Annotated in this window: 26 protein-coding genes; 11 read left to right on the top strand and 15 right to left on the bottom strand. The window is 63.4% G+C overall.

Translation table 11 applies throughout. The annotated features are described in order from the left end of the window. The first annotated feature begins 123 nt into the window (after positions 1-123). Entirely contained in the window at positions 124-2,823 is a 2,700-nt protein-coding gene (locus QQ977_RS01340; RefSeq protein ID WP_285927081.1) for a PAS domain S-box protein, read from the top strand. Between the two features lie 17 nt (positions 2,824-2,840). On the opposite strand, the gene QQ977_RS01345 is transcribed toward QQ977_RS01340, so the two are convergent. Next, entirely contained in the window at positions 2,841-3,560 is a 720-nt protein-coding gene (locus tag QQ977_RS01345) for an alpha/beta hydrolase family protein (protein ID WP_285927082.1), read from the bottom strand. Between the two features lie 57 nt (positions 3,561-3,617). Between QQ977_RS01345 and QQ977_RS01350 the strand changes: the two genes are divergently transcribed. Beyond that, positions 3,618-4,586 (top strand): sugar phosphate isomerase/epimerase family protein, encoded by a 969-nt coding sequence (locus tag QQ977_RS01350; protein ID WP_285927083.1) that lies wholly within the window; start codon positions 3,618-3,620, stop codon positions 4,584-4,586. A 30-nt stretch (positions 4,587-4,616) separates the two neighbouring features. On the opposite strand, the gene QQ977_RS01355 is transcribed toward QQ977_RS01350, so the two are convergent. The 5 genes from QQ977_RS01355 to QQ977_RS01375 form a co-directional block, all read right to left on the bottom strand. Beyond that, entirely contained in the window at positions 4,617-5,951 is a 1,335-nt protein-coding gene (locus tag QQ977_RS01355) for an aminotransferase class III-fold pyridoxal phosphate-dependent enzyme (protein ID WP_285927084.1), read from the bottom strand. 90 nt (positions 5,952-6,041) lie between these two features. After that, the gene (locus QQ977_RS01360; protein ID WP_285927086.1) at positions 6,042-6,440 is read right to left on the bottom strand and encodes a hypothetical protein; all 399 of its coding nucleotides are present in this window, start codon (positions 6,438-6,440) and stop codon (positions 6,042-6,044) included. Positions 6,441-6,593: 153 nt separating this feature from the next. After that, a complete protein-coding gene (locus QQ977_RS01365; RefSeq protein ID WP_285927088.1) occupies positions 6,594-7,886 on the bottom strand; it encodes an MgtC/SapB family protein in 1,293 nt (430 codons plus the stop codon). Positions 7,887-7,957: 71 nt separating this feature from the next. Then, positions 7,958-8,212 carry a hypothetical protein gene (locus QQ977_RS01370; protein WP_285927089.1) on the bottom strand — a complete coding sequence of 85 codons (255 nt, stop codon included), beginning with the start codon at positions 8,210-8,212 and terminating at the stop codon, positions 7,958-7,960. A 1-nt stretch (position 8,213) separates the two neighbouring features. Then, positions 8,214-8,489: a PadR family transcriptional regulator gene (locus QQ977_RS01375; protein ID WP_152942641.1), complete on the bottom strand. Its 276-nt coding sequence runs from the start codon at positions 8,487-8,489 to the stop codon at positions 8,214-8,216. Between the two features lie 617 nt (positions 8,490-9,106). On the opposite strand from QQ977_RS01375, the gene QQ977_RS01380 reads away from it, so the two are divergent. From QQ977_RS01380 to mch, 3 genes are read left to right on the top strand one after another with little or no spacing between them, the layout of a single operon-like run. Then, positions 9,107-9,421 (top strand): MTH1187 family thiamine-binding protein, encoded by a 315-nt coding sequence (locus QQ977_RS01380; RefSeq protein ID WP_285927092.1) that lies wholly within the window; start codon positions 9,107-9,109, stop codon positions 9,419-9,421. A gap of 54 nt (positions 9,422-9,475) precedes the next feature. After that, entirely contained in the window at positions 9,476-9,685 is a 210-nt protein-coding gene (locus QQ977_RS01385; RefSeq protein ID WP_285927093.1) for a heavy-metal-associated domain-containing protein, read from the top strand. A gap of 55 nt (positions 9,686-9,740) precedes the next feature. After that, on the top strand, positions 9,741-10,673 hold the full coding sequence (gene mch, locus QQ977_RS01390) for a methenyltetrahydromethanopterin cyclohydrolase (protein WP_285927094.1): 933 nt from the start codon (positions 9,741-9,743) through the stop codon (positions 10,671-10,673). Between the two features lie 16 nt (positions 10,674-10,689). On the opposite strand, the gene QQ977_RS01395 is transcribed toward mch, so the two are convergent. After that, complete coding sequence (locus tag QQ977_RS01395; protein ID WP_285927095.1) at positions 10,690-12,345, bottom strand: GTPBP1 family GTP-binding protein; 1,656 nt, start codon at positions 12,343-12,345, stop codon at positions 10,690-10,692. Positions 12,346-12,390: 45 nt separating this feature from the next. Then, a complete protein-coding gene (locus tag QQ977_RS01400) occupies positions 12,391-13,908 on the bottom strand; it encodes an amidase (RefSeq protein WP_285927096.1) in 1,518 nt (505 codons plus the stop codon). Between the two features lie 268 nt (positions 13,909-14,176). Here QQ977_RS01400 and QQ977_RS01405 point away from each other — a divergent pair, with 268 nt between their 5' ends. The 4 genes from QQ977_RS01405 (at position 14,177) to QQ977_RS01420 (ending at position 17,021) form a co-directional block, all read left to right on the top strand. Then, positions 14,177-15,259: a glutamate-cysteine ligase family protein gene (locus tag QQ977_RS01405; RefSeq protein ID WP_285927099.1), complete on the top strand. Its 1,083-nt coding sequence runs from the start codon at positions 14,177-14,179 to the stop codon at positions 15,257-15,259. 99 nt (positions 15,260-15,358) lie between these two features. Next, entirely contained in the window at positions 15,359-15,538 is a 180-nt protein-coding gene (locus tag QQ977_RS01410) for a hypothetical protein (protein ID WP_285927100.1), read from the top strand. Between the two features lie 4 nt (positions 15,539-15,542). Then, a complete protein-coding gene (locus QQ977_RS01415; protein ID WP_285927102.1) occupies positions 15,543-15,794 on the top strand; it encodes a hypothetical protein in 252 nt (83 codons plus the stop codon). Between the two features lie 117 nt (positions 15,795-15,911). Further along, positions 15,912-17,021, top strand: coding sequence for a nitric oxide synthase oxygenase (locus QQ977_RS01420; protein ID WP_285927103.1), 1,110 nt, complete (start codon positions 15,912-15,914; stop codon positions 17,019-17,021). Positions 17,022-17,026: 5 nt separating this feature from the next. On the opposite strand, the gene QQ977_RS01425 is transcribed toward QQ977_RS01420, so the two are convergent. From QQ977_RS01425 to QQ977_RS01445, 5 genes are all read right to left on the bottom strand, one after another. After that, a complete protein-coding gene (locus tag QQ977_RS01425; RefSeq protein WP_285927104.1) occupies positions 17,027-17,500 on the bottom strand; it encodes a hypothetical protein in 474 nt (157 codons plus the stop codon). Between the two features lie 241 nt (positions 17,501-17,741). After that, on the bottom strand, positions 17,742-18,539 hold the full coding sequence (gene pyrF / locus QQ977_RS01430; RefSeq protein WP_285927105.1) for an orotidine-5'-phosphate decarboxylase: 798 nt from the start codon (positions 18,537-18,539) through the stop codon (positions 17,742-17,744). A gap of 93 nt (positions 18,540-18,632) precedes the next feature. Further along, positions 18,633-18,794 carry a hypothetical protein gene (locus QQ977_RS01435; RefSeq protein ID WP_285927106.1) on the bottom strand — a complete coding sequence of 54 codons (162 nt, stop codon included), beginning with the start codon at positions 18,792-18,794 and terminating at the stop codon, positions 18,633-18,635. A 54-nt stretch (positions 18,795-18,848) separates the two neighbouring features. Next, positions 18,849-19,208 carry a metal-dependent hydrolase gene (locus tag QQ977_RS01440; protein ID WP_285927108.1) on the bottom strand — a complete coding sequence of 120 codons (360 nt, stop codon included), beginning with the start codon at positions 19,206-19,208 and terminating at the stop codon, positions 18,849-18,851. Beyond that, positions 19,209-20,192, bottom strand: a complete 984-nt coding sequence (locus QQ977_RS01445) for a DUF1616 domain-containing protein (RefSeq protein ID WP_285927109.1) — start codon at positions 20,190-20,192, stop codon at positions 19,209-19,211. It lies immediately after the preceding gene. Between the two features lie 389 nt (positions 20,193-20,581). Between QQ977_RS01445 and QQ977_RS01450 the strand changes: the two genes are divergently transcribed. Then, entirely contained in the window at positions 20,582-21,172 is a 591-nt protein-coding gene (locus QQ977_RS01450; RefSeq protein WP_285927110.1) for a DUF7344 domain-containing protein, read from the top strand. A gap of 6 nt (positions 21,173-21,178) precedes the next feature. Here the strand turns inward: QQ977_RS01450 and QQ977_RS01455 are convergent, their stop codons facing one another. After that, complete coding sequence (locus QQ977_RS01455; RefSeq protein ID WP_285927111.1) at positions 21,179-21,541, bottom strand: hypothetical protein; 363 nt, start codon at positions 21,539-21,541, stop codon at positions 21,179-21,181. A gap of 398 nt (positions 21,542-21,939) precedes the next feature. Further along, positions 21,940-23,670 carry an asparagine synthase-related protein gene (locus QQ977_RS01460; RefSeq protein WP_285927112.1) on the bottom strand — a complete coding sequence of 577 codons (1,731 nt, stop codon included), beginning with the start codon at positions 23,668-23,670 and terminating at the stop codon, positions 21,940-21,942. A 242-nt stretch (positions 23,671-23,912) separates the two neighbouring features. On the opposite strand from QQ977_RS01460, the gene QQ977_RS01465 reads away from it, so the two are divergent. Then, the gene (locus QQ977_RS01465; protein WP_285927113.1) at positions 23,913-25,253 is read left to right on the top strand and encodes a polysaccharide deacetylase family protein; all 1,341 of its coding nucleotides are present in this window, start codon (positions 23,913-23,915) and stop codon (positions 25,251-25,253) included. The last annotated feature ends 36 nt before the right edge of the window (positions 25,254-25,289 follow it).

A 25,289-nucleotide genomic window follows, 5' to 3' on the forward strand; every position in this document is an offset into this window, starting at 1 on the left:
TTCGCTTCTGTTCGCCAGTTCATAGCTCATCGCGTCGAACTATTCACTCATCGCGACACCGGAAAGAGCGACTCCCCCCGCCGAGACAGATGACTTATCCGGCCCAACGGCGTCACGACCAGTATGGATGACCGGACGCGGACTACCGGCGGGCCCGTCTGGGACGACGCCGACGAGACCGAGGCGCTCTGCCGGTACCGAACGCTGATAAACGCCGTCGACGACGGAATCTACCAGCTCGACGCCGAGGGCCGATTCGTCGCGATCAACGACGCGATCGCCGAGACCACGGGGTACGATCGCGAGGAACTCCTCGGCGAGCACGTCTCGAGCGTCCTCGCGGAAGACGACGCCGAGCGTTTCGAACGCGAGATTCGGACCCGGCTCGAGGGCGACGCAGACGACGAGACGGCGTTCGAGGTCACACTCGAGACGGCAGCCGGCGAGTTCGTCCGCTGTGAAGTGCGGCTTAGTCTCCTCGTGGATGACGGCGACCTCGAGGGGACCGTCGGCGTCGTTCGGGACGATTCCAGTCGGGTTAGAAACCGAGACCGACCCGATCCCAGATCCGCCCGGGTGGCCGACGAGTCGATCACCTCGGTCATCGACGAGGCCGACGTCGGCGTCTTCGTCCTCGACGACTCGTTCGACGTCGTCTGGATCGACGAAACCGTCGAGGAGTATTTCGGTCTGAACCGGGCCGACGTCGTCGGTCGGGACAAGCGAACGCTCATCGAGGAGACGATCCGGGATCGCCTCGCCGATCCGGACGCGTTCGCGGAGACCGTCCTGGCGACGTACGACGACAACACCTACGTCGAACAGTTCGAGTGCCGGATCACGTCCGACAGCGACCGCGACGAACGCTGGCTCGAACACCGGAGTACACCGATCGAGTCCGGACGATACGCGGGCGGGCGAATCGAACTGTACTACGACATCACCGCCAGAAGGGAGTCCGAACGGTCCAGACGAGAGAGCGAGCGACGGCTCAAATCGCTGGTCGACGCGGTCGAAGAGTACGCGATCTTCATGCTCGATCCCGACGGTCACGTCGTCAGCTGGAACGAGGGCGCCGAACGGATCAAAGGCTACGACTCGTCCGAGATACTCGGCGAGCACTTCTCGACGTTTTACACCGACGACGATCGAGCGGCGAGCGTTCCGGACCGAAACCTCGAGCGAGCCAGCGCAGAGGGTGCCATCGAGGACGAGGGCTGGCGCGTCCGTGCGGACGGGTCGCGATTCTGGGCGGACGTGACGATCACAGCTATTCGAGACGAGGGCGAGGTACAGGGGTACGCGAAAGTCACCCGCGACATGACCGACCAGCGCGAACGAGAACAGCAACTGCAACGCGAACGCGATCTGGTCGAGCGGATTCTGGAGGCCAGTCCGGTCGGCATCGCGGTCGTGAACGCGGACGGCTCGATAAGCCGGGCCAACGAGCGGATGGCAGCGTTGCTCTCGCTTTCGCCCGAAGCGATGTCGGAATACGTCGCGGGCCAACGGGACATGTTCGACGAGAGCGGCGAGTTCATTCCGGTCGAGGACCGTCCCGCGAGCCGCGTCTTCGAGACGGGCGAGCCCCTGTACGATCGGGAGGTTCTCGTCGATCCGCCGACGGGCGAACGGACGTGGCTGTCGATAAACGCCACGCCGATCACCGACGAGGAAGAGAGCCCGGAACAGGTCGTCGTGACCGCGACCGACATCACCGACCTGAAAGAACTGGCGGCGCGGCGCAAGCAAGCGCTCGAGGAACGCGAGAAGGAACTCGAGGCCATCCGAATCGCCACGGACCTGCTCGAGCCCGGCGAACCGCCGGTCGACGACCTGCTCGAGGAGTTCGCCACGAAGCTACCGCAGTTTTTCCGTCACCCGGACCGGACCGCTGCACGCGTCTCGGTCGGCGAACACGACGCAGTCACCGAGGCGTTCGAACCCTGCAATCGGCAAATTTCCGCCCACACCAGCACGGAAGACGACACGCCGATCGCAATCGACGTCGTCGACGTCGGATCCGCTACGGACGACGACGCGACGCCGTTTCTCGAATCAGAGCGGGAGCTGATCGAGACGCTCGCGACGCTTCTCACCGTTCACTTCGAACGCCGCGCGTACATCACGGAACTCCGGACGGAGACCCGCCGCCTGGAGCAGTTCGCCTACGCCGCCAGTCACGACTTACAGGAGCCCCTGCGGATGATCTCGAGTTACCTCCAGTTACTCGAGCGCCGGTACGGCGACGACCTCGACGAGGACGGCCGGGAGTTCCTCGCGTTCGCCGTCGACGGCGCAGAGCGGATGCGCGAGATGATCGACGGGCTGCTCGCGTACTCCCGGGTCGAGACGCAGGGCGAGCCGCTCGAGCCGATCGACCTGAATACGGTCCTCGAGGACGTGCTGTCGGACCTCGAAGTCCGGATCGCAGAGAGCGACGCGGAGATCACCGTCGAGTCGCTGCCGCGTGTCGACGGTGACGCCAGCCAGCTCCGACAGCTGTTCCAGAACCTGCTCGACAACGCGATCGAGTACAGCGACGACGCTCCCCGAATTCACGTCTCGGCCGACCGCGACGGGGCGGAGTGGGTCGTCTCGGTTCGCGACGAGGGGATCGGGATCGATCCCGAGCAGCAGGATCGTATCTTCGACGTGTTTCAGCGCCTCCACGGCCGCAGCGAACACACCGGCACCGGCATCGGACTCGCACTCTGTGAACGGATCGTCGAGCGCCACGGCGGCGAGATCCGTGTCGAGTCCGAACCCGGCGAAGGGTCGACGTTCTCGGTGACGCTTCCGGCTGCGGCCGCGGACTCGTAACCGGCAGACTCGAGCTGTCAACGCTCGCGTACACACCCCAGCCAATCGAACACCCGCTCGCGCATCCGTCTCTCGCCCTCCCGCGAGAACCGATGACCCTCTCCCGCGACGGCCTCGAGCAGGACGTCCGTCTCGAGGGCTGCGGTGGCGTCGGTGCTGTCGCCCAGTGGCACCGACTCGTCGTCCCGGCCGTGAACGATCGCGACCGGAACCGCGAGTGCGGCTGCGACGTCGTCGAAGGGGTATCGATCGAGGTCGTCGAAGAACCGTCGGTCGATCCGCCGGCCGTCCTCGAACCGGCACTCGCCGTCTTCCCGTACGGCCTCGCGGTACTCGTCGAACGATCGGTTGTCGGTGACGGGAGCGCGAGCGACGACGGCCTCGACCCGATCGTCGGTCGGTGCGGCGTGAAACGCGACCTTGCCGCCGAAGCTCGAGCCGAAGAGGACGTACGAGTCGGGGTCGACGCGGTCGACGACGGCCTCGAGGTCGGCGAGTTTGTCCGAAAGCGTCTGATCGACGAACGCGCCGTCGGCGTCGCCACAGCCACGGAAGTCGAACCGGACCGCGCTGTAGCCCGCCTCGACGGCGCGTTCACAACGGCTCTCGTAACTTCCCGTCCTGTCGCTTAGAAAGCCGTGACAGCAGACGAACCACCGATCGGACGGCCCGTGATGGACGGTCGCGGTGACAGCTTCGTCGTCGGTGACCGGAATCTCGTGCGTATCGGTCGTCACACTCGAGTGGAGTCGGCGCTGTCCCTTTATTGTTCCTCGCGGTGTGGTCGCCATCGCATGGAGATCGGCGTCCACACCCCACCGCTTGCGGACGAATCGCTCGAGGACGCGCTCGCGTACCTCGCCGACCGCGGTGTCGACGCGATCGAGCCGGGCGTCGGCGGCTTCCCGGGCGAGAACCTCCTTCGTCGCGAGACGTACCTCGACGACGAGGACGCCCAGGACGACCTTCAGGAGCTCCTCTCGGCACACGGGATGCGGATCAGTGCGCTTGCGACGCACAACAATCCCGTCCACCCCGACGACGACCGCGCCGCACGTGCCGACACGGAGCTCCGGGAGGCGATACGGCTCGCGTCCCAGCTCGAGGTGAACACGGTCACCTGCTTTTCGGGGCTACCCGCGGGCGGTCCGGACGATACGGTTCCGAACTGGATCACGGCTCCGTGGCCGCCGGAACACGCCGAGGCTCTCGAGTACCAGTGGGAGCGGACCATCGAGTACTGGGACGGCCTGGCTGCCGACGCCGACGACCACGGCGTCGACGTCGCGATCGAGATGCACCCGAACATGCTGGTGTACGAACCACACGGGCTGGCCCGCCTGCGCGAGGCGACGAACGCGCGAGTCGGCGCGAACTTCGATCCCTCGCATCTGTACTGGCAGGGCATCTCGATCACCGACGCCATCCGCTATCTGGGCGAGCGGGACGCGATCCACCACGTTCACGCCAAGGACACGCGGATCTACGACCCTCAGGCTCGCGAGAAGGGCGTCCTCGATACGACGGCCTACGAGGACGAGCCCAACCGCTCGTGGCTCTTTCGCTCCGTCGGCTACGGCCACGGCGAGACCCACTGGAAGGATATCGTCTCGACGCTCCGGATGGTCGGCTACGACGACGTCTTGAGCATCGAACACGAGGACTCGCTGACGAGTTCCCGCGAGGGCCTCGAGAAGGCGATCGACCTGCTCGGACGGGCGATCTTCGAGGAACAGCCCGGCGAGGCGTACTGGGCGGAGTGAGACCGCGTTGGCCGAGCCCTCGAGCCGGAATCAGATGCCCTCTGACGCGGCGACGGCCTCGAGAAACAGTTCGACGCCGAGGTCGATCTCGCGTTCGGTGACGTCGAGCGGCGGCAACAGGCGCAACGTCTTGTACCCACAGCCGAGGGTGAGCAGCCCCCGCCTCATCGCGGCCGCCATGACCTCGTCACGTCGCGCTTCGGTGTCGAACTCGACGCCGACCATCAGCCCGCGCCCGCGGACGTCGACCATCGACTCCCGGCCCGCGTCCGAGAGCAGCCCCCGGAGCCGTTTGCCCCGGACGCGGACGTTCTCGAGCAGGTTCTCCTCGCGGACGACGTCGATGGTGAGCGCTCCCTGCAAGGCGGCGAGGACGTCGCCAGCTCCCCACGTCGAGGAGAGCCGTCCCTGCTCGTCCGGAAAGCACTCGGCGCGAGAAATCGTCGCGCCCACGCGCAATCCCTTGGCGCTCGCGATCACGTCGGGCGTGAGCTCGAGGCCGTCGACGGCCCAGAACTCGCCGGTCCGGCCCAGCCCGGACTGGATCTCGTCGGCGACGATCCGGAGGTCGAACCGTTCGCGGAGGGACTCGAGGTCGCGGGCGAACGCGGGGTGGGCCACGTGGTAACCGCCCTCACCCTGGATCGGCTCGAGAATGAGGTAAGCGACCTCGTCGGGGTCGATCACGCCCTGCTCGGGATCGAGTCGGTCGGCGACGACGTTGCCACCGGGGCCGTCGGTCAGCCAGTCGCGTTCGTACGCCTCGTCCGTCGAGGGAAACGGGATCGAGACGACGCCCGGAATCTCGGGGTAGCCTTTCCGGTGGGCCGTCTTCGAGCGATTGAGCGAGAGCGCCCCGAGGGTTCGGCCGTGGAATGCGCCGTCGGTCGTGAACGCGCGGTGGCCGCCGGCCGCGTAACAGATTTTGATGGCGTTCTCGACCGCCTCCGCGCCCGAGTTCGAGAGGAAGACGGTGTCCATGCCGTACTCGGTCACGTCGACGAGCCGTTCCATCAGCTGGCTCGGGCCCGGGAAGTCGGGATCGTCGGGCGGGTAGCCGGCGCTGACGTAGAAGTCCTGGCCGGCGATCTTCGTCGGGTCGGGCAGGTCGAACGCGGTAACTCGCTCGCGGATCGTCGGGTTGTTGTACCCGAGCGGGGCGGCACCGACGTGGCCGGTGAAATCGAGCAAGACGTTGCCGTCGACGTCGGTACAGAAGGGGCCGATCGCTTCACCCTGTGCGTCGAGGACGAACTCGTAGACGTAGGTGCTCGGAGCGGCGAACTCGTGGTGATACGAGACCCACCGCCGTGCTCGCTCTCCGGGGATCGCGTCGACCTGGGGTTCGACCGTCGCTCTATCCATACCTACCTCTGTCACTCGCTGAACCAAGTATTCGGTGCTCCGATAACAGATCGTGAAGATGCGGGTAGTACGATGTGGTCAGGCTGATGGTTAGTCTCTGAAACTCGTCTGTCGCTCCCGTTCGAGTCGTTGACAGCCGATCACTAACGAATCGGGAATGTCGGTCGCGGTTGCGTGTAACGCAGTAAGAACGACAGCGACTTCGTCAAACCGTGGGCCACGAGATGCAACTAACGGCTCTGTCTCCCAGTTGATGAACCCATGGTCAGCCAGCATAGGTAGATGGCAGTGATGCAACTCTCGCCGAACTTTCTCTGGATCGGCAGGAATGTTTGGATTCACTGCATGCTCCGGCAATGAAACCGATTGGCCTGGTGGTGCATCTAACAGGGAGACGATGAGCTGACGGCGTGGCTCTGCCGTGAGAATTTCGAAAACCTGGTCCCACTTTTTAATCACATGACGACCATTTTCGATACGTACGTCCATTTCTCTCGCGTTGGGAGTTCGAGTTCCTCCGGTATAAACTAGTGGCGTACCTATAACATACTAAGTATTTCGACAAATCCTACTGGACCGATCAACGACTACCCGATCGAGCTCGAGACGCGATCGGTGTCCGAACCGTGTGCTCCGGCAGTGTCAGGCCACGACCACGGTCGAAGCGACCGCGCCGCCGACGAGCAACGCCGCGCTGTAGATCGCGACCTGCCGACGAAAGTCCGCGTTCGTCGACGTCGTTGCGAGTACCGCCTTGACGACGATGCTCGCAACGGTCGCGAGCAGGATTGCGATCGTCGCCTCCGCCGATCCGAGCTGGCCGCCACGGTAGAGCACGACCGCGGAGGTCGTCGCGCCAGCACTCGAGACCAGCCCGCTCGCGACGGCAGTCGCGTAGAAGCCGAGCGTCCCGAACCACGTCTCCGCGAGCGAGCCGAAGACGAGCACGACGAGGAAGACGGCCCCGAACCCGAGCGCGTTTTTCATCGAGAACGGACTCTCGAGTTCCATCGCCGCTGATTCGCGCCAGTCCGCCGTCACCGCGGCGATGACGAACGCGAGGACGATGACCGCGCCGAGCGGGACGACCGCCTCGAAAAGCGGCGAGTTGCCGGTTCCGATCGTGAAGGCGACGGCGATCGCGAGGTTTCTCGCCGCCATCGCGGCGTTTGCGAGCAACACGGCCGCGACGGCGTAGGAGGCCGCGTCGGGACGCTGGTGGACGTGATCGAGCATCGTTCCCACGACGGCCGTCGAGGACGCCAGTCCGCCGAAAAACCCCGTCACCGCGATTCCCCGGCCGCCGTAGGTCGAGACGATCGCGTAGTTGACGATGCCGATGCCGGCGACGGCGACGACCATCAGCCAGATGACCTGTGGCTCGAGCGGGATCGCGATCCCGCCGACGTCGAGGGTGTACTCGGCGGGAAGCAGCGGGTAGACGACGAACGCGAGGATGGCAAACTCAGAACTCGCCCGCATCTCCTCGCGGGAGAGCCCCCACGCGAACTCGTGGAGTTCTCGTTTCAGTACGAGCAACAGCGACGAGAGGACGGCGACGGTGACGCCCTCGAGGATGAAGCCGGCGGCGACCATCGCCCCGACGCCGTAGGCGACGAGCATCGAGACCGACGTCGTCAGCGACAGGCCCGTATCCTCCTCGCCGGTGAGTCCTCGGACCGCGAGCAACACGCCCTGAACGATGACCAACAGTCCGCCGAGTACCAGCAGTCCCTGTCCGATCTCGGTCTCGAGCGCGAGGATCGTAAACACCGCAGCGAGCAGACTGATGAGCGAGAACGTCCGGATGCCGGCTGACTTCTGGGACCACTCGCGCTCGAGACCGAGAAACATTCCGAGCGCGCCGGCGAGTGCGATCCGGACGACGGTCCCCTCGAGCGGGGCCTCGACGACCTGCAGAACGACGTCGTTCACTCGAGGAGTTTCATCAGTGGAGGATATAAACGACACGCCGGCGGGGGCTCGACACCGGTGCTGGACTCGCGTCACTCGTGGTCGCGATCACGAAGTCGCGTGCCATCGCGCGGGCAGTACTCGTGCTCCGGATCGGTCGTCTGAAACCCACATCGGGGACAGTGCCGCGTCGGGCGGCGGTCTCGACGTCGACTCGCGAACAGAAACGGGACGAACGGCACGAACAGAAACAGCAGTAGCGTCTCGAAGTACAGCCAAACCGCGACGCTCACGGCCAGTCCGACGACGAGACCGACCACTGCGGTGAGCGCTCGCGATCCGATCACGTTACAGGTCGACGTACTGGGCTTCCCACTCTCTGCGCGCTTCGAGTTCGCGCCGTCCGCGCCGGGTGAGCGTGTAGAAGTTCGTCCGTCGGTCGCGCCGACCTTTCTCGACGAGTCCTTTATCGACGAGGGTATCGAGATTCGGATACAGTCGCCCGTGGTGAATCTCTTTCTCGTAGTACTCCTCGAGTTCCTCTTTGATCGCGAGTCCATGCGGCTCTTCTTCCCCAGCGATGACGTACAGTAAGTCTCGCTGGAATCCTGTCAGGTCGTACATTGGGAGAGGACTAGGCCGGGATTACTGTCGGAATTTAATAAAGATATCGGGTTGTTTCGATCGAAAGGGGGATATTACCATCGACTGAGGACGTTTCGGTCGATCACGAATGATAACGTCGGTGATCTATCTATCTGATTCGTCCCATAACTCCCAGTTCATGTTTAGTCTTCTGATCGTTTCGGTGGATGGAATTAGTCGTTTCTTGCGGGCACAACCGGTCGATGCCGGGTCACGAAATCGGTCGCTACTCGTGGAACGGACGGTCCCGTCGTCGTTCCAGCGCGGAAATCGACGCTGACGGAGCCGAGTACGGTATCAGTCCCTCGAGACGCCGGCCGCTATCCGGTCGATTACAGCGAAACAGGAAAGCAGATTGCACGACTGAAAAGGGTCGTGCAATCGCTTGCCGCCCTGAATTGGTCCCCGCTGACGCTTCGGCCCTCCAAGCGAAGCGTCATCTGAACGATTTCGCTCTTTGGACTTAAAGGTACCGACACCAGATGGCGTCGTGATACGTTCGTTCGGAACTGGAATCCGTCGAACTCGCCCCCTCCGGCGCCGCGACCCGGCAGTACATCCGACAGTATATTTTCCTCGCCGTCCTCGAGTCGCGTATGACAGTCGTCGCCTTTCTAAGCGTGGCACCGGTGATCGAAGACAGCATGTCGGGCGAGGTCGCGAAGGCCGTCGACGCCCTCGAGTCCTACGACGTTGCTTACGAGACGACGCCGATGGGGACGACGATCGAGGCCGACGACGTCGACGAGCTGTTCGCGGCGGTTCAGGCCGCCCACGAGGCCGTGGAGGCTGATCGGGTGAGCACGGTCCTGAAGATCGACGATAAGCGGACCGACGACGTCACAGCCGAGGAGAAAGTCTCGTCGGTCGAAGAGCACCTCGGACGCCCGGCGTCGAGTCGGGACGACTGAACCGCCTGACACAGAAAGCGGAACACTCACCAGACGGGTTCGCCAAGGGAGCGTATGAGCCAGCGTAGTTTCCAGGTCGAAGGAATGGCCTGTGCCGGCTGTGAGGACGCCGTCGTCGACGCGTTGACCAGCTTATCCGGCGTCGAGGACGCTGAAGCCAACCACGAGACGGGCTCGGTCACCGTCGACTACCGGGACGACGAGGGCGATGCCGAGACGATCGCCGACGCGATCGAGAACGCGGGATACGACGTTGCTGACTGACGCTGTCAGAAGCCGTCGACAAACTGTTTTATCCGGGGGGCCGAAACGACGGGACATGGACAGTCTCAACCGAACGGCGATCGAACTGGTCGACGAGGCCCTCGAGTACGCCGAAGAACTCGATATCGGCGCGTACGAACTCGAAAACGAGGCGACGGTGCTCGATCTCGGCCTCGAGTTCGACGGCGGCGTCGAGGCCGGGCTGTTGGCGACCGAGATCCAGACCGCCGGACTGGCGACGCCGAACCGGTACCTCGCCGAGATCGGCGATGCGTCGATCCCACACGTCGAGCTCTCGACCGACCAACCGGCGCTGTCGTTGCTCTGTTCCCAGAAGGCCGGCTGGGAGCTCGCGACCGAGGACTTCGAGGGGTTAGGAAGCGGCCCGGCCCGGGCGCTGGTCGCCGAGGAAGAGGAGTTTCACCGAGTCGGCTACACCGACGCGTTCGATCTGACGGCACTCGCCGTCGAGACCGACACCCAACCGACCGCGGCTGCCGCCGCACAGGTCGCCGACCTCGCCGGGGTCGAGACCAGTGGCGTCTTCCTGCTTGCGTACCCGACTGCGAGCGTCGTCGGCAGCGTCACGAACGCCGCTCGCGTGGCCGAACTGGCGACGTTCCGGCTATCAGAACTGGGGTACGATCCGCTGGATATCGTCTCCGCGAGCGGGCGAGCACCCGTCGCACCCATCGCAGGCGACGAACGCGGGGCCATCGCACGGACGAACGACGCCATCGCCTACGGCGGCAGTGCCCATCTGATCGTCCGCGAGGAGTTCGATCGGTTCGACGAGATCCCCTCGACGGCCGCCGACGACCACGGCGAACCGTTCCGGGCGATCTTCGAGGACCTCGAGTGGTCGTTCGAGGAGACGCCCGCGGAGCTGTTCGCGCCCGCAACCGTCACGGTAGACGTCCTCGGCGGCTCGACGTCCGTCTACGGCGAGAGAAACGAGGAGCTGCTCGTCGACTCGTTCGGTCTGTGAGTTGGCCGCGAGTGGCTCAGTCGGCGGGGTAGACGTCCGTGACGGTGCCGACGCCCTTGCTTCTGCCCTCCCGGAAGACGAACTTCTGGCCCGGCTCGAGGTAGTACGGCCGGAACTTGAACCGAACCCGCGTTTTGCCGGTGTCGCCGGGTAACAGTCGTCCCTCCTCGGGGTAGAAGGCGGCGGCCTCGCCGATCGTCTCGAGGTGGACGACGGGCTCGTAGCCGTCGCCGATCCGGGTCGGGTGGTTGAGCACCATCACCTCGGCTTCGAACTCCCGCACCGGATCGGGGTCGGCGCTTGCGGGTAGCAAGACCATGCCGCGCTCGAGGGCGCTCTCTTTGATGCCTTTGAGCGCGATGCCGACGATCCGACCCGCCCTGGCGCGGTCGACGCGGTGGTAGTGCATCTCGATCGAGCGGACCTCGACCTCCTCGAAGTGACCGTCGGGCATCGGCCCGAGCAGGAGTTCGTCGCCGGCTTCGACCTCGCCGGCCATGACGGTGCCGGAGGCGACCGCGCCGACGCCGGTCACCGAGTAGCTGCGATCGACGTACATCCGGAACGCGCCGTCGTCGCGTGCGGTCTTCGGGAGGCGATCGAACAGCTCGTCGAGCGTCTCGAGACCGTCCATCGTCACCGCGCTGGTCTCGACGATGGGGACGACGGTGTCGCTGATCTCCTCGACGGCGGCGTCGACGCCGTGGCGGTCGACCCGAAGCGGCGACTTGTCGACGTCACGAAGAAGCCGTTCGACTTCGCGGGAGACCTCGGCGACGCGGTCGTCGTCGACGAGATCGGTCTTGGTGATCGCGACCATCGTCGGCAGGTCGGTCGCGAGCAAGACGCCGAGGTGTTCCCGGGTGGTCCGGGTTGGGCCGTCGTCGGCGGCGACCACGAGCAGTCCGTAATCGAGTTTCTGGCCGACGAGCCCGCGAATCGTCGTGCGAAGCCACGGCTCGTGGCCGACGGTGTCGACGAACGAGACCAGCCGGTCTGCCTCCTCGACGACCTGTGCGCGATCCTGCTTGCGGTCCGGATTGGGCACCCGGATCGGACCGTCGTCGTCGAAGCCGTAGACTGCGTACGAGAGGTCCGCCGAGAGCCCGCGTTCGACCTCGTGTGGCTGGACGTCGAGAAAGGCACGCGTTGCACCGTCGCCGTCGTCTTCCGTACCCGTGATCAGCGAACCGACGAGCGTGCTCTTGCCGTGGTCGACGTGACCCGCCGTTCCGACGACGACGTGTTCGTCGTCGGTCTCGAGGACGGCCCCGTCACAGATCCGCGCGACGCCGACGATGCCGCCGTCTCGAGGCGTCGACGATCGGTCGTTCGGCGCACTTTCGCCTTCGTCCTCGCCCGGAACGCCCCACGTCTGGACATCTTCGATGTGGGCGTCTGCCTCCTCTGCGAGCAGCGAGAGGACGTCCATCGTCTCAGAGAAGGTGTCGGGGTCGACGCCGGCGAGTCCGCCGTCGTCCGTGACGCCGAGAACGTACGTCGCCTCGCCGTCGCCCGAGAGGACGCGGTGTCGAAGCTGTGCGGCCAGACTCTCCCGTCGTCCGCCCTCGAGGTGGACGTCTCGCGAGAGTCGTTCTTTGAACTCTACACTGCCGCCGTCCTGTTCGCCACGTTCCAGGGCCCGCTCGAGCAGGGCCCGGTCACGGCTCATATCTCTCGGTAGAGACTCACACTGCAAAAGGCTTCTCGTGGAATGCTAACATAAGTCACCGTTTCGAGACCGCTCGAGTGCGTACGCGCCGTTCAGGACCGTCGCGTCGTCGAAGCGAGCGCCGACGAGCTGTACGCCGACGGGGAGGCCGTCGACCTCGCCGGCGGGGACGCTGATCGCGGGGTGGCCGGTCCGGTTGAACGCGGTGGTGTTGGCGACGATGCCGGTCTCTCGCAGCCGGTCGAACTGATCTTGCTCGGGGTCGAGTTCCGGTGCGGTCACAACCGTCGTCGGCATCGCGAGCAGATCACACGTCTCGAGGCAGTCGTCGTATCGCTCGGTCAGCTCGACGACGAGGTTCATCCCGTCGGCGTAGTACCGCGAGTGGTAGGCCCGGTTGGCGTACGCACCCATCAGTAACGACAGTTTGAGCCGCGCCGGAAAGTCGTCTGCCTGCGCTCGCCGAAATTTCCCGAAGGCGTCGATCCAGGACGTGTTGTACCACGCTTTGAAGCCGTGGCCCAGTCCCTCGCCGATCATCGCGTCGAGCAACCCCTCGGCCGAACAGACCTTGTGGATCGCCTTCGCGTCGGCGTGCATCGGCACCGATACGTCCTCGAGTGTCGCACCGAGTGCCTCGAGCTGGTCGATCGACGTCCGGACCTCCTCGAGTACGGCCTCATCGGCCTCGGGTTTGTCGAACCCCTCGGTCAACACGCCGATCGTGAGATCCGAGACGTCGCCGTCGAGCATCTCCTCGTATCGATCGACGGGAACCGGCGCGTGGCTCCGGAGATCGCGTTCGTTGCTGCCCGCGATCGTCGAGAGGACGCGGGAGACGGTCTCGACGTCTGGCCCCATCGGACCGGGGTGATCGATCGCGTGCTCGAGGCCGACACAGCCCGTGTACGGGACGAGCTCGTAGGTCGGTTTGTGCCCGACGACGCCACACAGCGCGGCGGGAATGCGAACGCTGCCGCCCTGATCGGAGCCGATCGCGGCGTCGACCTCCCCGGCGGCGACGACGGCTGCGCTCCCGCCGCTCGAACCGCCCGCCGTGTGCGCCGTATCGCGGGGGTTTCTGATCGGGCCGACGGTGCTGTAGCCCGAGGTCGTCATCGCCATGTCGTCCATATTCGTCTTGCCGACGACGTCCACCCCTGCCTCGAGCAATCGCGTGACGATCGTCGCGTCGACGTTCGGGACGTACCCCTCGAGTACCTGCGAGCCACAGGTCATCTCGACGCCGGCAACGCAGACGTTGTCCTTGAGCGCTATCTCCCATCCCGCGAGTTCACCGTCGTCGTCGCCGGCGACGCGACACTTCGTCACCCACGCGTTGTGCGGATCTTCCTCGTCAGAGGGTCGTCTCCCGCCAGTTCGTTCGCGCGGTTTGCGTCCGCCGAGTTTCGGCTCGAGGTCGTACGACCGGACCGTCTCGTAGGCGTCGACGCGTTCGCGTGCCATCTCGGCGAAGAACGCAGCCTCGTCGTCGGTGAGGTCGAGATACAGCGACGCAGCCAGTTCGTGTAAGTCCTCCTCCGTCGGCGGTCGAATCGGCATACAGGCCTAGTCAGTCCTGTGGTTGAAACGCCTGTTTCCGGTCGATACTGACTATCACGACCGTGATCACGTCGATTGCGAGGACCTCCGACTTCGGGCAAGTACTGCAGGCGAACGCAAGCGCGGCGGCTACCCACGAACCGTCCCTACCCGGGAGTGGCCTTCCCGATACCGGTCTCGTCCGTCGATCGTCGCGCTCACTGCCGTCGAGGACGTTTTAGCGACAGGCATCACGGCGACCGGAAGGGTGGCGTCACCAACCCATATCATGCAAACAAGCATCGAAGTAGAGTATTGGGTCGTCGACGAATCCGGGGAACTCACCGAACCGGGACCTCTCGTCGACGTCTCGGACAACGTCGAGGAGGAGTTCGTCGGGCCGTTGTTCGAGTTGAAGACCCCACCCTGCGAGACGATGGCCGAGCTCAAACGCGAGTTCGTCGGCGAACTCGCCAACGTGTTGGCCGAAGCCGACCGCTGTGGAAAGGGACTCGTTCCGCTCGGCACGCCGATCAACTGCGGCCCGATCGATCAACACCCGGGCGAACGAAGCCACATCCAGGAGTGCGTCCTCGGCGAAAACTTCGGCTACGCCAAGTACTGCGCCGGCACGCACGTCCACGTCGAGAAGCGAAACGTGGTCGATCAGCTGAACGTACTCATCGCCCTCGACCCCGCGCTGGCGCTCTGTAACTCGTCGCCGTACTTCGAGGGGCGGCCGATCGCCAGTAGCGCCCGCGCGTACGTCTACCGGCGGAAGTGTTACGAACAGTTCCCGAAACACGGCCAGCTTTGGGAGTACGCCGACAACGTCGGTCAGTGGAACCGCCGCCTCGAGCGCCGCTACGAGGAGTTCAAGGACGCGGCGGTGACCGAAGGGATCGACGAAGAACGCGTCGACGAGCGGTTCACTCCCGACGACGTCGTCTGGACACCGGTCAGGCTTCGCCAGGAGTTCCCGACCGTCGAGTGGCGCTCGCCCGACGCCACCGTCCCGAGCGAGATCCTCCGGCTCGTCGCGGACCTCGAGGCAGTGATGGAACGCCTCCATCACACGAACGTCTCCGTCGCCGGCGAGAACGGCGCAGTGACCGAAGACGGGATCGCCCTTCCCGAGTTCGACGCCGTCTGTGGCCTCGCAGACGAGGCGATAATCGACGGACTCGCCTCACAGAACGTGCGAAACTACCTCGACCGAATGGGGTTTTCGGTCGCCGACTACGAGCCGATCACGGATCGAATCGCCGGACGCGAACACGTCGGACCGACGGACGCCTGCGAGCTTCGACGAACGTACGCCGACCTGCTCGCTCGGGACGTAGACGCTCTGCTCCAGACGGCGGACGCTTGAATCCTCCACACGGCTGAAGCCGGTGGGCTTTCGCCTCGCTACCGCTGTAACCGGCTCTGCCGGGACCGGTTTCAAGCACCTCGAGCCCGTATCGGTCGTATGAGCGTCAGCGGCCTCTGTCAGATCTGTGAGTCCCAACCTGCCGTCGAGCGGTGTGACAACTGCGGGACCCTGGCCTGCGAACAGCACTACGAGCGAAGCCTCGGGCTCTGTGCCGACTGTGCTGCACAGGCGCGACCGGGCCGGGGGTCGGACGAGACCGACGTCCACCGATTCTGACGAGATGACCTCGATCCGTGACCTCTTGGGCGAGTCGATCGCTATCGGCGAGACGTTCTGTCTCACCCTCGAGGAGGAAGACGGCCGTCTCGTCGCCGACCATCCCAACGACGCCAGCCCGATGGACGTCGCCGTCGTCGAGGGACTTGACCGACTCGAGGAGCGCCCGCCCGACGAGCCAGTCGCGATCGAGATCGTCGGCCGGATCGTCGACGGACGGATCGCGGGACGAGTAGTCGAGACGGAATGCGAGTAGCGACCGCGCGAGCCGGGGTCGAAGAGAACGTGGCCGATTCCAGCGTCTCGCGTCGAGAAACGGGCACGAACGTACACGACCGACGACGCTAAACGCGTCCAAGCCTCCGATCTGAACATGCACGCGCCCGTGCCGGAGTACGACCCGGACGACCTCTACGAGGCGGCCGAATCGTTCGTCCGGCAGTGCTACGCCGAACTCGAGCGAGAGGACGAGATCGACGACCGCCTGGCGGAGATCCGCGCGTCGATCGAGGAGACGGGCCACTACGAACACACGTACGACGAGATCGAACACGGCGCGCGGATGGCCTGGCGCAACAGCAACCGCTGTATCGGCCGGCTGTTCTGGGAGGCCCTCGACGTGATCGACGCCCGCGACCGCGACACCGCCGAAGGCGTCTTCGACGCGCTCTGTCACCACCTCGAGTACGCCACCAACGACGGCGACATTCGACCGACGATCACGCTGTTCGAGCCGATGGTCCGTGGCGAACGGCAGGTCCGGATCTGGAACTACGAGCTGATCAGGTACGCCGGCTACGAGACCGACGACGGGACCGTCGGCGACCCGGACGAACTCGCGTTCACGAACTACTGTCGGTCGCGTGGCTGGGAGGGGGAGGGCACCGACTACGACGTGCTCCCGCTCGCTATCCAGATGCGCGATCACGAGCCGGAACTGTTCGAGGTGCCCGACGACCTCGTCCTCGAGGTCCCGATCGCACATCCCGACTACGACTGGTTCGACGACCTCGGACTGCAGTGGTACGCCGTCCCCGTCGTCTCGAACATGCGCTTAGCGATCGGCGGCCTCCAGTATACGGCTGCACCCTTCAACGGCTGGTACATGGCGACCGAGATCGCCGCGCGGAACTTCGCCGACGAGGATCGCTACGACGTGTTGCCCGAGGTGGCCGAGGGCCTCGGACTGGACACGGACCGGAACCGCGAACTCTGGAAGGACGAGGCCCTCGTGGAGCTGAACCGGGCGGTGTTGCACTCCTTCGAGCGCGACGGGGTGAAGATCGTCGACCACCACACGGCCGCCGAGCAGTTCGAGGCGTTCGAACGCCGCGAAGCGAAGGTGGGCCGGGAGGTGACCGGCGACTGGTCGTGGCTCATCCCGCCGATGTCACCGGCGACGACCCACATATTCCATACGACGTACGACGATACTATCACCACACCCAATTTCTTCTATCAAGAGCCGCCGTACGAGGACTAGTATTATCAATAAATGTACATTCCGTGAGCAAGCTCTTCTGCCTGGGAGATAGTCGCCTCGATGGGGGCGTCGTCGGTTGGTTGGCCCGATTCAAAACGAATGATTACGTTTCCCACATCAGAGCCACTCCGAAATCTCACATCGGCGGCCTCTTCGAACTCGATACGGTCGCTATCGTACAGGCCGATCCCTCCATCAGCGATGTCGACATCCCGGACTTCTTGCCAGTCCGGACGCAGATCCTCCCCGACCGTGGCTTCTTCTTCAGTTTCGTATCGAAATATAGAGGAAACTACCAGTATCCACCGCTCCCTATGTAGCGTTTGCTCGTAGATGACTTCCTCGTCAGCATCCGTGTGATATCCCCAAACGAAATTGTCACCCCACCCTTCTCCGGGGAGAGCATCAGGCTCTATCAGGGTGATTTCGCGGTCTGTATCAGTACGATCTTCGTCTTGGTTCCCGGCAGTCCCAGTCATACCACCATCGGTTTCAGTGCTATCAGCATCGTCGTCGCCATTTCCAATACAACCTGCACACACACAAACAGCAGACGGTGCGGTAATTGCTAGTAGCTTCCGACGCTTCATGTCTCTATATCCTAATATATAGTAATGAGTTTTATGGTCTCTTTCGTCGACGGGTGCTGTTCCGGCACAGTCTCTCGTGAGCGCGATGTAAACGACAGTCCGATGAACAAACGACGGTACCTCGAGGTCGTTATCTGTACTGGTTTAACCGCTTCTTGAGTCGCTTCGCGGCCTGGCTCGACGCCTGTGCGAACTCCTCGCCCTGGTCTTCGCCGGCGAAGATGATCCCCCGCGAGGAATTTACCAGCCCGACGCCGTCTGCCAGCCCGTACTCGACGGCAGCCTCGACATCACCTCCCTGTGCACCTACACCCGGGACGAGGAAGGGAAGGTCGGGCACCTCCTCGCGCAGTTCCTCGAGTTCCTCGGGTCCGGTCGCACCGACGACGAGCCCGACGTTGTCGTTCTCGTTCCACAGCTCCGCGAGTGCCGCCACGCGCTTGTAGAGGGGTTCGCCCGAGGCGAGTTCGAGATCTTGCAGGTCGGCCCCACCCGGGTTCGAGGTCCGACAGAGGATAAAGACGCCTGCGGTCTCGTCTGCGAGAAACGGCTGCAGGGAGTCCCGACCCATGTAGGGGTTGACGGTGATCGCGTCGGCGGTCTCTAAGGCCGTCGCGTACTGGCGGGCCGTGTTCCCGATGTCCGCCCGCTTGGCGTCTAACAGGACGGGCACGTCCTTGCCGTGGGCGTAGGCGATCGTTTCCTCGAGGGAAGCCCAGCCGTCTGGCCCCTCGTAGAAGGCGGCGTTTGGCTTGTAGACGGCGGCGTGTTCGTGGGTCGCGTCGATGATCCGGCGGTTGAACGCCCACCGCGGGAGGTCGTGGTCGTGTAAGTGCTCTGGAATGCGATCCAGATCGGGATCGAGTCCGACCGAGACGACGCTGTCGACCGTCCGGATGCGGTCGTGGAGTCGATCGAAGAAGTTCATGGTCTCGAGTGAACGGCGACGGCCGAAAGCCTTGCTATACCGTCGACGATCGCTCGGACGATCTCGAGGCGGCTACCGGCGGATCCGGCGGGATCACCGAACTCGGTTGCGAACGAATCGCCAGGCGTCACTGGCGACCGGTGCGCCGTCGAACAGCCAGAGAACGAGGACGGCCGTTCCGAGCACGAGCTGAAACGCGACGTCGGTCGTCACCCCGCCGTTGATGAGGTGGGCGACGTGCCGGCGGGCATACACGACGAAGTGATCGACGAACCCGCCGTGATCGCTCGCTGGCGGCGACGTGACGGGCTAGGGAACGACGCGTAGCTCGGGCTCGCGTCCCATGCGCAACGGGTTGCGCACGTCCGTCACGAGGTGTGAGAGGTACGCGAGCGAGAACGCACCCGCGAGGCGAGGCGAACGACGTCGCCGGGCGATACCGTACGCGACGAGCCAGACGAACGGAGCGACGAATATCGAGTACCCGATGGCGTAACCGGTCTCTGTGATCCCAGCCATCCAGGCAAGCGGCTTGTCGACGAGGTCCGGAAGCTGGGAACCGAGGACGACGGCAACCGTTTCGTGAGCCGACGGCGACTCACGGACGACGACGTTCGTGATCAGCGAGTAGAGGACGTACGCGACCGCGAGGTGTTCCCAAGGCCACATCTACGTCGCCTCGATCGGGAGCGAAACGACGCGGTAGGCGTTCTCGGCTGTGGGCTCTTCCGGCGGCTCGTCGTCGTAGAGCAACAGCGTCAGCCGGAGCTGTTCGCCTTCCATCGTCGGGGTGACTTCGAGGGTTTGCCGATGCGTCGTGCCGTCGGGAACCGTTGTCGTCTTTCTCTCTAGCTCGTCCGCCTCCTGAACCGTTACCTCGTCGTCGCCGTAGCTTACTCGCTCGAGCAGGACGACGGTCGTGTACGTCCGTTCCTCGTGTTCGTGGTTCGAGATCGTTGTCTCTAGCTCGCGGGACTCTCCGACGTCGTACGTCGATTCGTACATCGTCTCGGTCTCGCCGGTCACGTTTTCGGTTTCGACCGAGAACTCGGTGAACCCGTCGTGCTGTGGTGGGTTGGCAACGGCGAACCCGGCGCTTGCGACCAGCAAACCCACTCCGATCGCCACCGCCACGGAGTATGGGCGTCGGTTCGTCCGTTCGTAAAGCGTCGACCGTGACCGAGTGACCGACGGGACCGAAACCGAGGGAGTGAACCGCTGATCGGGCGAGCATCGGTATCGAGAGCTGATCGCGACGAGTGCAAGGATGACGGTGAGGACTGCAAGCCCGGAAAGTACCGTCTTGACCGTCAAACCCCAGGGGGTAACACCCGAGAAAAGGGTGATCGCCGGAACGAGGGAAACACTAAATACGATTGATAGGATGAACCGTTCGACCGGCTCGAGTCCGCCGCTTACGAGCAGCGGATTGACGAGTCCGGTTTTCCCCTCGTCGAACGACTGGTAGTCGTCGTTTGGTTCGTCCGGAAAGAGAGCCGAGACGAGCGCATACCCGGGCAGAAAGAGAACGAGAGGGGCTGTCAACACTATTCGCGTGACTCCGCTCGCTCCGGCGAACACGCCGAACGTGAGGACGCCGGTGATCGCGATGACGGCTGCCTGATCGAGAAACCACCAGTGTGTGTCGCTCATTTCGGCGTCACTGCGCGGCGGCGACGGTTTATTATCGCCCCAGTAAGGGTCGAACTCAGGGGTCAGTGTGACGGATGTCTTGCACCATAGTATAATAAGCCTGATACTGAATTCGCTTAAGTACCTTCCGTCAGTTTTGAACTGTCCCAGAAATAGAAACGGAGTTGAATCCAGAGCTAGTATTCACAAGTGTCTATGTCTATACCTGCGTAACAAAGAGATAACTGGTTTCGAGATATTCGCCATACAGAGCCTATATGGGCAGAGATTCCGGTTTAGAAAATATAAAAAACGTCCGACGGGCCTGTGAAGATACCAAAACGGTACTGTTCACCAATGTACGGTTTCAATCCTTTATTACCACCTTCTGATTAGGGAAGACTGACGCAATGAAATCGACTCATGTCAGTCCCGAAGAACAGGATAGCCGGGGAGCGGAAGACGACGCTGGGTGTCCATCCGACGAGTCGGTAATTTCGAAGGACGAAATCTTCCACCTCCTGCAAAACGAACGCCGTCGAATGGTTCTTCGGTACCTACGGGACACTGACGGGCCCGTCCGCATGCGCGACGTCGCCGAACAAGTCGCGGCGTGGGAACACGATACGACCGTCGAAAAGCTCACGTCGAAGCAACGCCAGCGCGTTTACATTCCGCTGTATCAGTCTCATCTCTCGAAGCTCGACGAGGTAGGTGTGATCGACTACCAGCAAGACCGTGGGATCATCGAACGAAAGCCGCGTGCGGATCAGTTCGATACCTATCTCGAGGTAGAACCGACCGACGAATCGGACGACCGAGAACGCTCCGATGAGACGGGATGGGACGATTACTACCTCGGTGCGACGGTCTTCTGTTATGTAATCTTGCTCGGGGCAGTGATTGAACTGCCGTTCGTCTCGGTCCTCTCCGGGATCGGACTCAGCGCAGTTATCCTGTTGCTGTTTACGGTGCTTACCCTTAGCCGAACCTTCCGATGAGAGCCGCTACACGAAACTCGGGACGAACCAGACGGCGAACGTGGTCGTAATCAGCGTGACCGCCAGTGCGGTCAGTGCGGACGCCGACACGAGCGCGATGAGGACGAATAGTGCGGCGATCGAAATCGATCCGACCGCAGCCGTCGAGCGCAACTCACCTTCGACCGGATACGCCGTTGGTCGGTCGACGAGCCCTTGCGTGTCGTCGAACTCGATGTCACCTGCCGCATCGAGCGTCGGTAGTCGGTTTTGGTGCAGTCGTTCGTGTACGCCAGCCCACGTTTCGATCGACGGTCGTGCGGGTTCGGTTAGCTGATCGGCGATCTCGTCGACAGTAACGGGCGTGTTCATCTCGTCTATGAGAGCCAACAATTCGGCGTCGGACTCCGGAACGAACTCCGTTACTCGACGGTCGTCCGGTTCACCCTCCCCCGTTGAACTGGCTACCGACGTGTAATAAATCGCCACTTCTGCGGTGGATTCGGTCTCCCCGGAATGCTCTGTTGAGGTATCCGATGAAGAGCGAAACCACGACGGCGTCAGACGCATATTCCGCGGTAAAACCCCGTGGTATATAAGTATTCTCACGGTTTATCGATTCCGAGCAGGGTTTACACGTTTCACCAATCCAGATCGAAATAAGCTCTCGGTAGGGTCGGTTTCAACAGTGATAATGACGTCCATCGTAGTGGTTCACAGGGCCTGATCGGCAGAACCGAATCTGACTGTGCGGTCGGTTCACCTCCGTAGTCGACGCTTGAAGGGGACTAGGGGTTTCGAAGCGAGTCGGGACGGCGTTTCGACTCGGCGGTGGGGTCGTGTTCAGGCTGTAACCACGGGAGTGATCTGACTCGTGACGCTGCCCAGGACTGAACCCAGGAACGAAGATCGATGACTCGGAGCTTGTGTCGGGCTGGCAAGCCGTGAACGTTCTCGAGGTCGGCCAGCGAGTGTCGATCCAGCTCGTACCGGTCGAAAAGCGTCGTCCGATCCGGCCACGGCGGTTCGAACGACGAAAGAAGCGGCACCTTCCGTCGAAAGAATCCCTCGATCTCGTTGAGCAACGTCATGTCGTGTGGTCGATCGGGCGGTCTGTGTCGCAACACGTCGCTGTCCAGTAGCTCACACGCCCGTAGGAACGTCTCCGTCGTCCGGTGTGCCGGTGGCGTTCGGAGGTGCCAGTCGATCAGTTCGCGGTCCGTCGCCAGAAACGACGTCACGAAATGATCGGACAAGTGGGTGTGAAACGGTACGGACGGCTGGTTGGCGATGCCACAGCAGCTCAACGCGTTCTGTGCGCCGTTTGCCCGCGATTTCCTGGCGTCGAACTCGTCGGCGACCGCTTCGCTGACGAACGCTTCCGGATCGACGTCGAACGACGTCCGGTCGGCGAGCTCGAGACTCGCCTCGCGACTGTAGCCGAACTTCTCGAGGAGGGTCTCGACGGGATCCGGATCGGGATCGAGTCGTCCGGTCGGAACGCGTTTGCCGACGACGTCGACCGTCTCCGCTGCGGTGAAGTGGCCGCGAAAGAACGTATCACAGAGGAGTCCGTGATACATCGTCTCGGCGTCGATCTCGTCCGTGTAGCCGGCGTGGTGGATGTGCAACGATTCTTTGATCCCCTGTGAGTACCGAACCTTCGACTCGTCGGGACGGAGATAGCGCTCGTCGGGCGAAAAGGCCGTGTGATCCGTATCGTACTGGGAAGCGAGACACCTCGCGCCACGGACTTCCTGTGCGTCGGGCGATCCGACGGTGTAACTGTGTGCGATCTCGGGGAGCTGTGACAGGATGATTCGTGAATCGTACCCCGCCGACAGGAGCACGCCCTTTCGGCCGGGCAGTGAGCGTCGACGTTCGAGTGCGCGCTCGAGCCGGTCGGCGAGTTCGCCGACGTAATCGAACTCGGTCGGCTGATACCGAAACCGATCGAGCGAATCGACCGACGTCGGTGTGAGACGGCTGTCGATCGGGAGCCGACGTAGCTCCGTGACGGCCGTCTTCTCACCCAGCATCAACCCCAGATGCAGGAACTCGAGGATTCCGTCCCGATCGAACGTCGGCTTCGTGATGGTTCGAGCGACTTCGGCGGCGTCGGTTCCGAAGATCCGAACGTCCGGGTCGGTAGTATAGAAACACTCGCGTGAACGCACCGGATCAGTCACGACGAACGCGTCGCCGATCACCTCGTGGTCGAGTACGGCCAGGTACGACCCGTTGAGCCGTTCCAGCGCGTTTCGTCCATCTGTCTCGTACTGCTCGAGGAGCCACCGCGCCGCGTTCGAGTCGTCACCCGGCACGTACACCTCGCCCCAGATACAACAGCAACCGGCGTCGCCACTGTGGCAGGCGCTCCAGCCGGGCGTGCCGAGGTCGGGATCTCTGAGTCCGACCGTGACGGTCGATCCGGCGAGCACCGCGTCGAACTCCTCGCGCGATCGGAACCGTTCGAACGCCTCGACGTCGCCGAACACGCCGAAGAGTTCCCTGTTCATACGTGTCGATCACCCCGCAGCGGGCCTGTCTGATGGATGGGAATAACGGATTCGGTCATCGACAGAGCGCAATTCACGTAGCTCTCACCGACCCAGTGTCCCGAGGTCGTCTCAATAACTATGCCGTGGGTAAGCCTCGAGTGATCGCTTCCGCGGTGGCTCGATGGCCGACCGATACCCCGTCATCCGTCGACTATCGAATCTATAATAATGGTGTCACTGCCGATACCGTTGGTTCGCCAATGTCACGAAAGCGTACGAGGCGGACGTTCCTCACGCTGTCGAGTGCGGCCGGCATCGCCGGAATGGCGGGCTGTGTGGGACTCGAGTCGAGCGCTGACGAACCGAACGGACAAAACGGCAACGAGACGGCGACCGGATCCGACTCGACAGGGTCCGATGAGTCGACCCCTGCGGCACTCGTCGACGGCGTGCCACCGCTCGAGACCGAGTACAACAGTCGTGAACAGTACGGCCAGCCGGGCGAGTCCCTCGACGACTTCAGCGACCTCGACGCCTGGGAGATCGTCCAGGGATCGGGCGAGCCGGACGAGGACGTCGTCTTCACGGGTGAGCAGAGTCTCAAGCTCGAGTCGGACGGTGACGAGACCATCGTCGCAGAACGCAGTCTCACGGGCGAGGATCTGACGGCGACCGATCTATCGATTGCGGTGCGAACGACGAACCCGCACAACGTGACGATCAACCTTCGCGTCGTCGACCAGTTCGGGAGCGCACGGGTGTACTCGCTTCGCGAGATCAGGTACCGCACGCCCGACGTCGGCTGGTTCCGGTCGAGCCCCGGTGTCTACGACGAAGACGAGCACGAACCCGCGATGGATTACCTCGATCGCCTCGAGATCCGGGTGCTTCACTCCACGGACGGGGCGGAAGTCTGGGTCGACGACCTGCGAACCCACGACACACCCGACCAGGGATACGTCATGCTGGCCTGGGACGACGGCTTTCGTGACTACTACGAGACCGCCGCGCCGTTACACGACGAGTACGGATTCCGGACGGTACAGGCACCCGTTCCCCGGTGGACGGAGCAGGGACGAGACGGGATCATGTCGGTCTCCGAGCTGCAGGAACGACAGGACGAAGGAGATCAGATCGTCGTCCACGGTACGCACGAACCGATTCACGAGTACGAGGACGAAGAACGGATCGAGGCACGCCTCGAGCGCGACAAACAGTGGTTCATCAACAACGACTTCGAGGGGGCGAACTACATCGTCTACCCGCACAACAGCTTCGACCGGACGAGTCTCGAGTACACGGCCGAGTACCACTACTGCGGCGGCTTCAATCAGGCTGGCGACGTCAACACGACGGGCGTCTACGGCTTCGACCCGCTGGTGCTTCCGCGGACGATCGGCCACGACCTCGAGATTTCGAAACGGTGTGTCGACCTCGCGGCGGAGCACAACCAGTGTACGATCTTGAACTTCCATACGTTCGAGGCGGATAACACGATGCCCGAGGACGACTACGAGGCATTACTCGAGCACATAGACGACGCCGACGTGGAGGTCATCACCTTCGACGAGCTCTGGGAGCTGCGAGCGACCGCCGAGTGACTGTGTTACTGCCACACTCGCAATCGACTCCGTTCT

The sequence above is a fragment of the Natrialbaceae archaeon AArc-T1-2 genome, from assembly GCF_030273315.1.
Lineage (GTDB): Archaea > Halobacteriota > Halobacteria > Halobacteriales > Natrialbaceae > Tc-Br11-E2g1.

Bases quoted from the DNA above. Each gene is read 5' to 3' on its own strand.
- QQ977_RS01340 (WP_285927081.1), top strand. From the start codon at position 124: ATGGATGACCGGACGCGGACTACCGGCGGGCCCGTCTGGGACGACGCC.
- QQ977_RS01350 (WP_285927083.1), top strand. From the start codon at position 3,618: ATGGAGATCGGCGTCCACACCCCACCGCTTGCGGACGAATCGCTCGAG.
- QQ977_RS01355 (WP_285927084.1), bottom strand. From the start codon at position 5,951: ATGGATAGAGCGACGGTCGAACCCCAGGTCGACGCGATCCCCGGAGAG.
- QQ977_RS01360 (WP_285927086.1), bottom strand. From the start codon at position 6,440: ATGGACGTACGTATCGAAAATGGTCGTCATGTGATTAAAAAGTGGGAC.
- QQ977_RS01375 (WP_152942641.1), bottom strand. From the start codon at position 8,489: ATGTACGACCTGACAGGATTCCAGCGAGACTTACTGTACGTCATCGCT.
- QQ977_RS01380 (WP_285927092.1), top strand. From the start codon at position 9,107: ATGACAGTCGTCGCCTTTCTAAGCGTGGCACCGGTGATCGAAGACAGC.
- QQ977_RS01385 (WP_285927093.1), top strand. From the start codon at position 9,476: ATGAGCCAGCGTAGTTTCCAGGTCGAAGGAATGGCCTGTGCCGGCTGT.
- mch (WP_285927094.1), top strand. From the start codon at position 9,741: ATGGACAGTCTCAACCGAACGGCGATCGAACTGGTCGACGAGGCCCTC.
- QQ977_RS01395 (WP_285927095.1), bottom strand. From the start codon at position 12,345: ATGAGCCGTGACCGGGCCCTGCTCGAGCGGGCCCTGGAACGTGGCGAA.
- QQ977_RS01400 (WP_285927096.1), bottom strand. From the start codon at position 13,908: ATGCCGATTCGACCGCCGACGGAGGAGGACTTACACGAACTGGCTGCG.
- QQ977_RS01405 (WP_285927099.1), top strand. From the start codon at position 14,177: ATGCAAACAAGCATCGAAGTAGAGTATTGGGTCGTCGACGAATCCGGG.
- QQ977_RS01410 (WP_285927100.1), top strand. From the start codon at position 15,359: ATGAGCGTCAGCGGCCTCTGTCAGATCTGTGAGTCCCAACCTGCCGTC.
- QQ977_RS01415 (WP_285927102.1), top strand. From the start codon at position 15,543: ATGACCTCGATCCGTGACCTCTTGGGCGAGTCGATCGCTATCGGCGAG.
- QQ977_RS01420 (WP_285927103.1), top strand. From the start codon at position 15,912: ATGCACGCGCCCGTGCCGGAGTACGACCCGGACGACCTCTACGAGGCG.
- QQ977_RS01425 (WP_285927104.1), bottom strand. From the start codon at position 17,500: ATGACTGGGACTGCCGGGAACCAAGACGAAGATCGTACTGATACAGAC.
- pyrF (WP_285927105.1), bottom strand. From the start codon at position 18,539: ATGAACTTCTTCGATCGACTCCACGACCGCATCCGGACGGTCGACAGC.
- QQ977_RS01440 (WP_285927108.1), bottom strand. From the start codon at position 19,208: ATGTGGCCTTGGGAACACCTCGCGGTCGCGTACGTCCTCTACTCGCTG.
- QQ977_RS01445 (WP_285927109.1), bottom strand. From the start codon at position 20,192: ATGAGCGACACACACTGGTGGTTTCTCGATCAGGCAGCCGTCATCGCG.
- QQ977_RS01450 (WP_285927110.1), top strand. From the start codon at position 20,582: ATGAAATCGACTCATGTCAGTCCCGAAGAACAGGATAGCCGGGGAGCG.
- QQ977_RS01460 (WP_285927112.1), bottom strand. From the start codon at position 23,670: ATGAACAGGGAACTCTTCGGCGTGTTCGGCGACGTCGAGGCGTTCGAA.
- QQ977_RS01465 (WP_285927113.1), top strand. From the start codon at position 23,913: ATGTCACGAAAGCGTACGAGGCGGACGTTCCTCACGCTGTCGAGTGCG.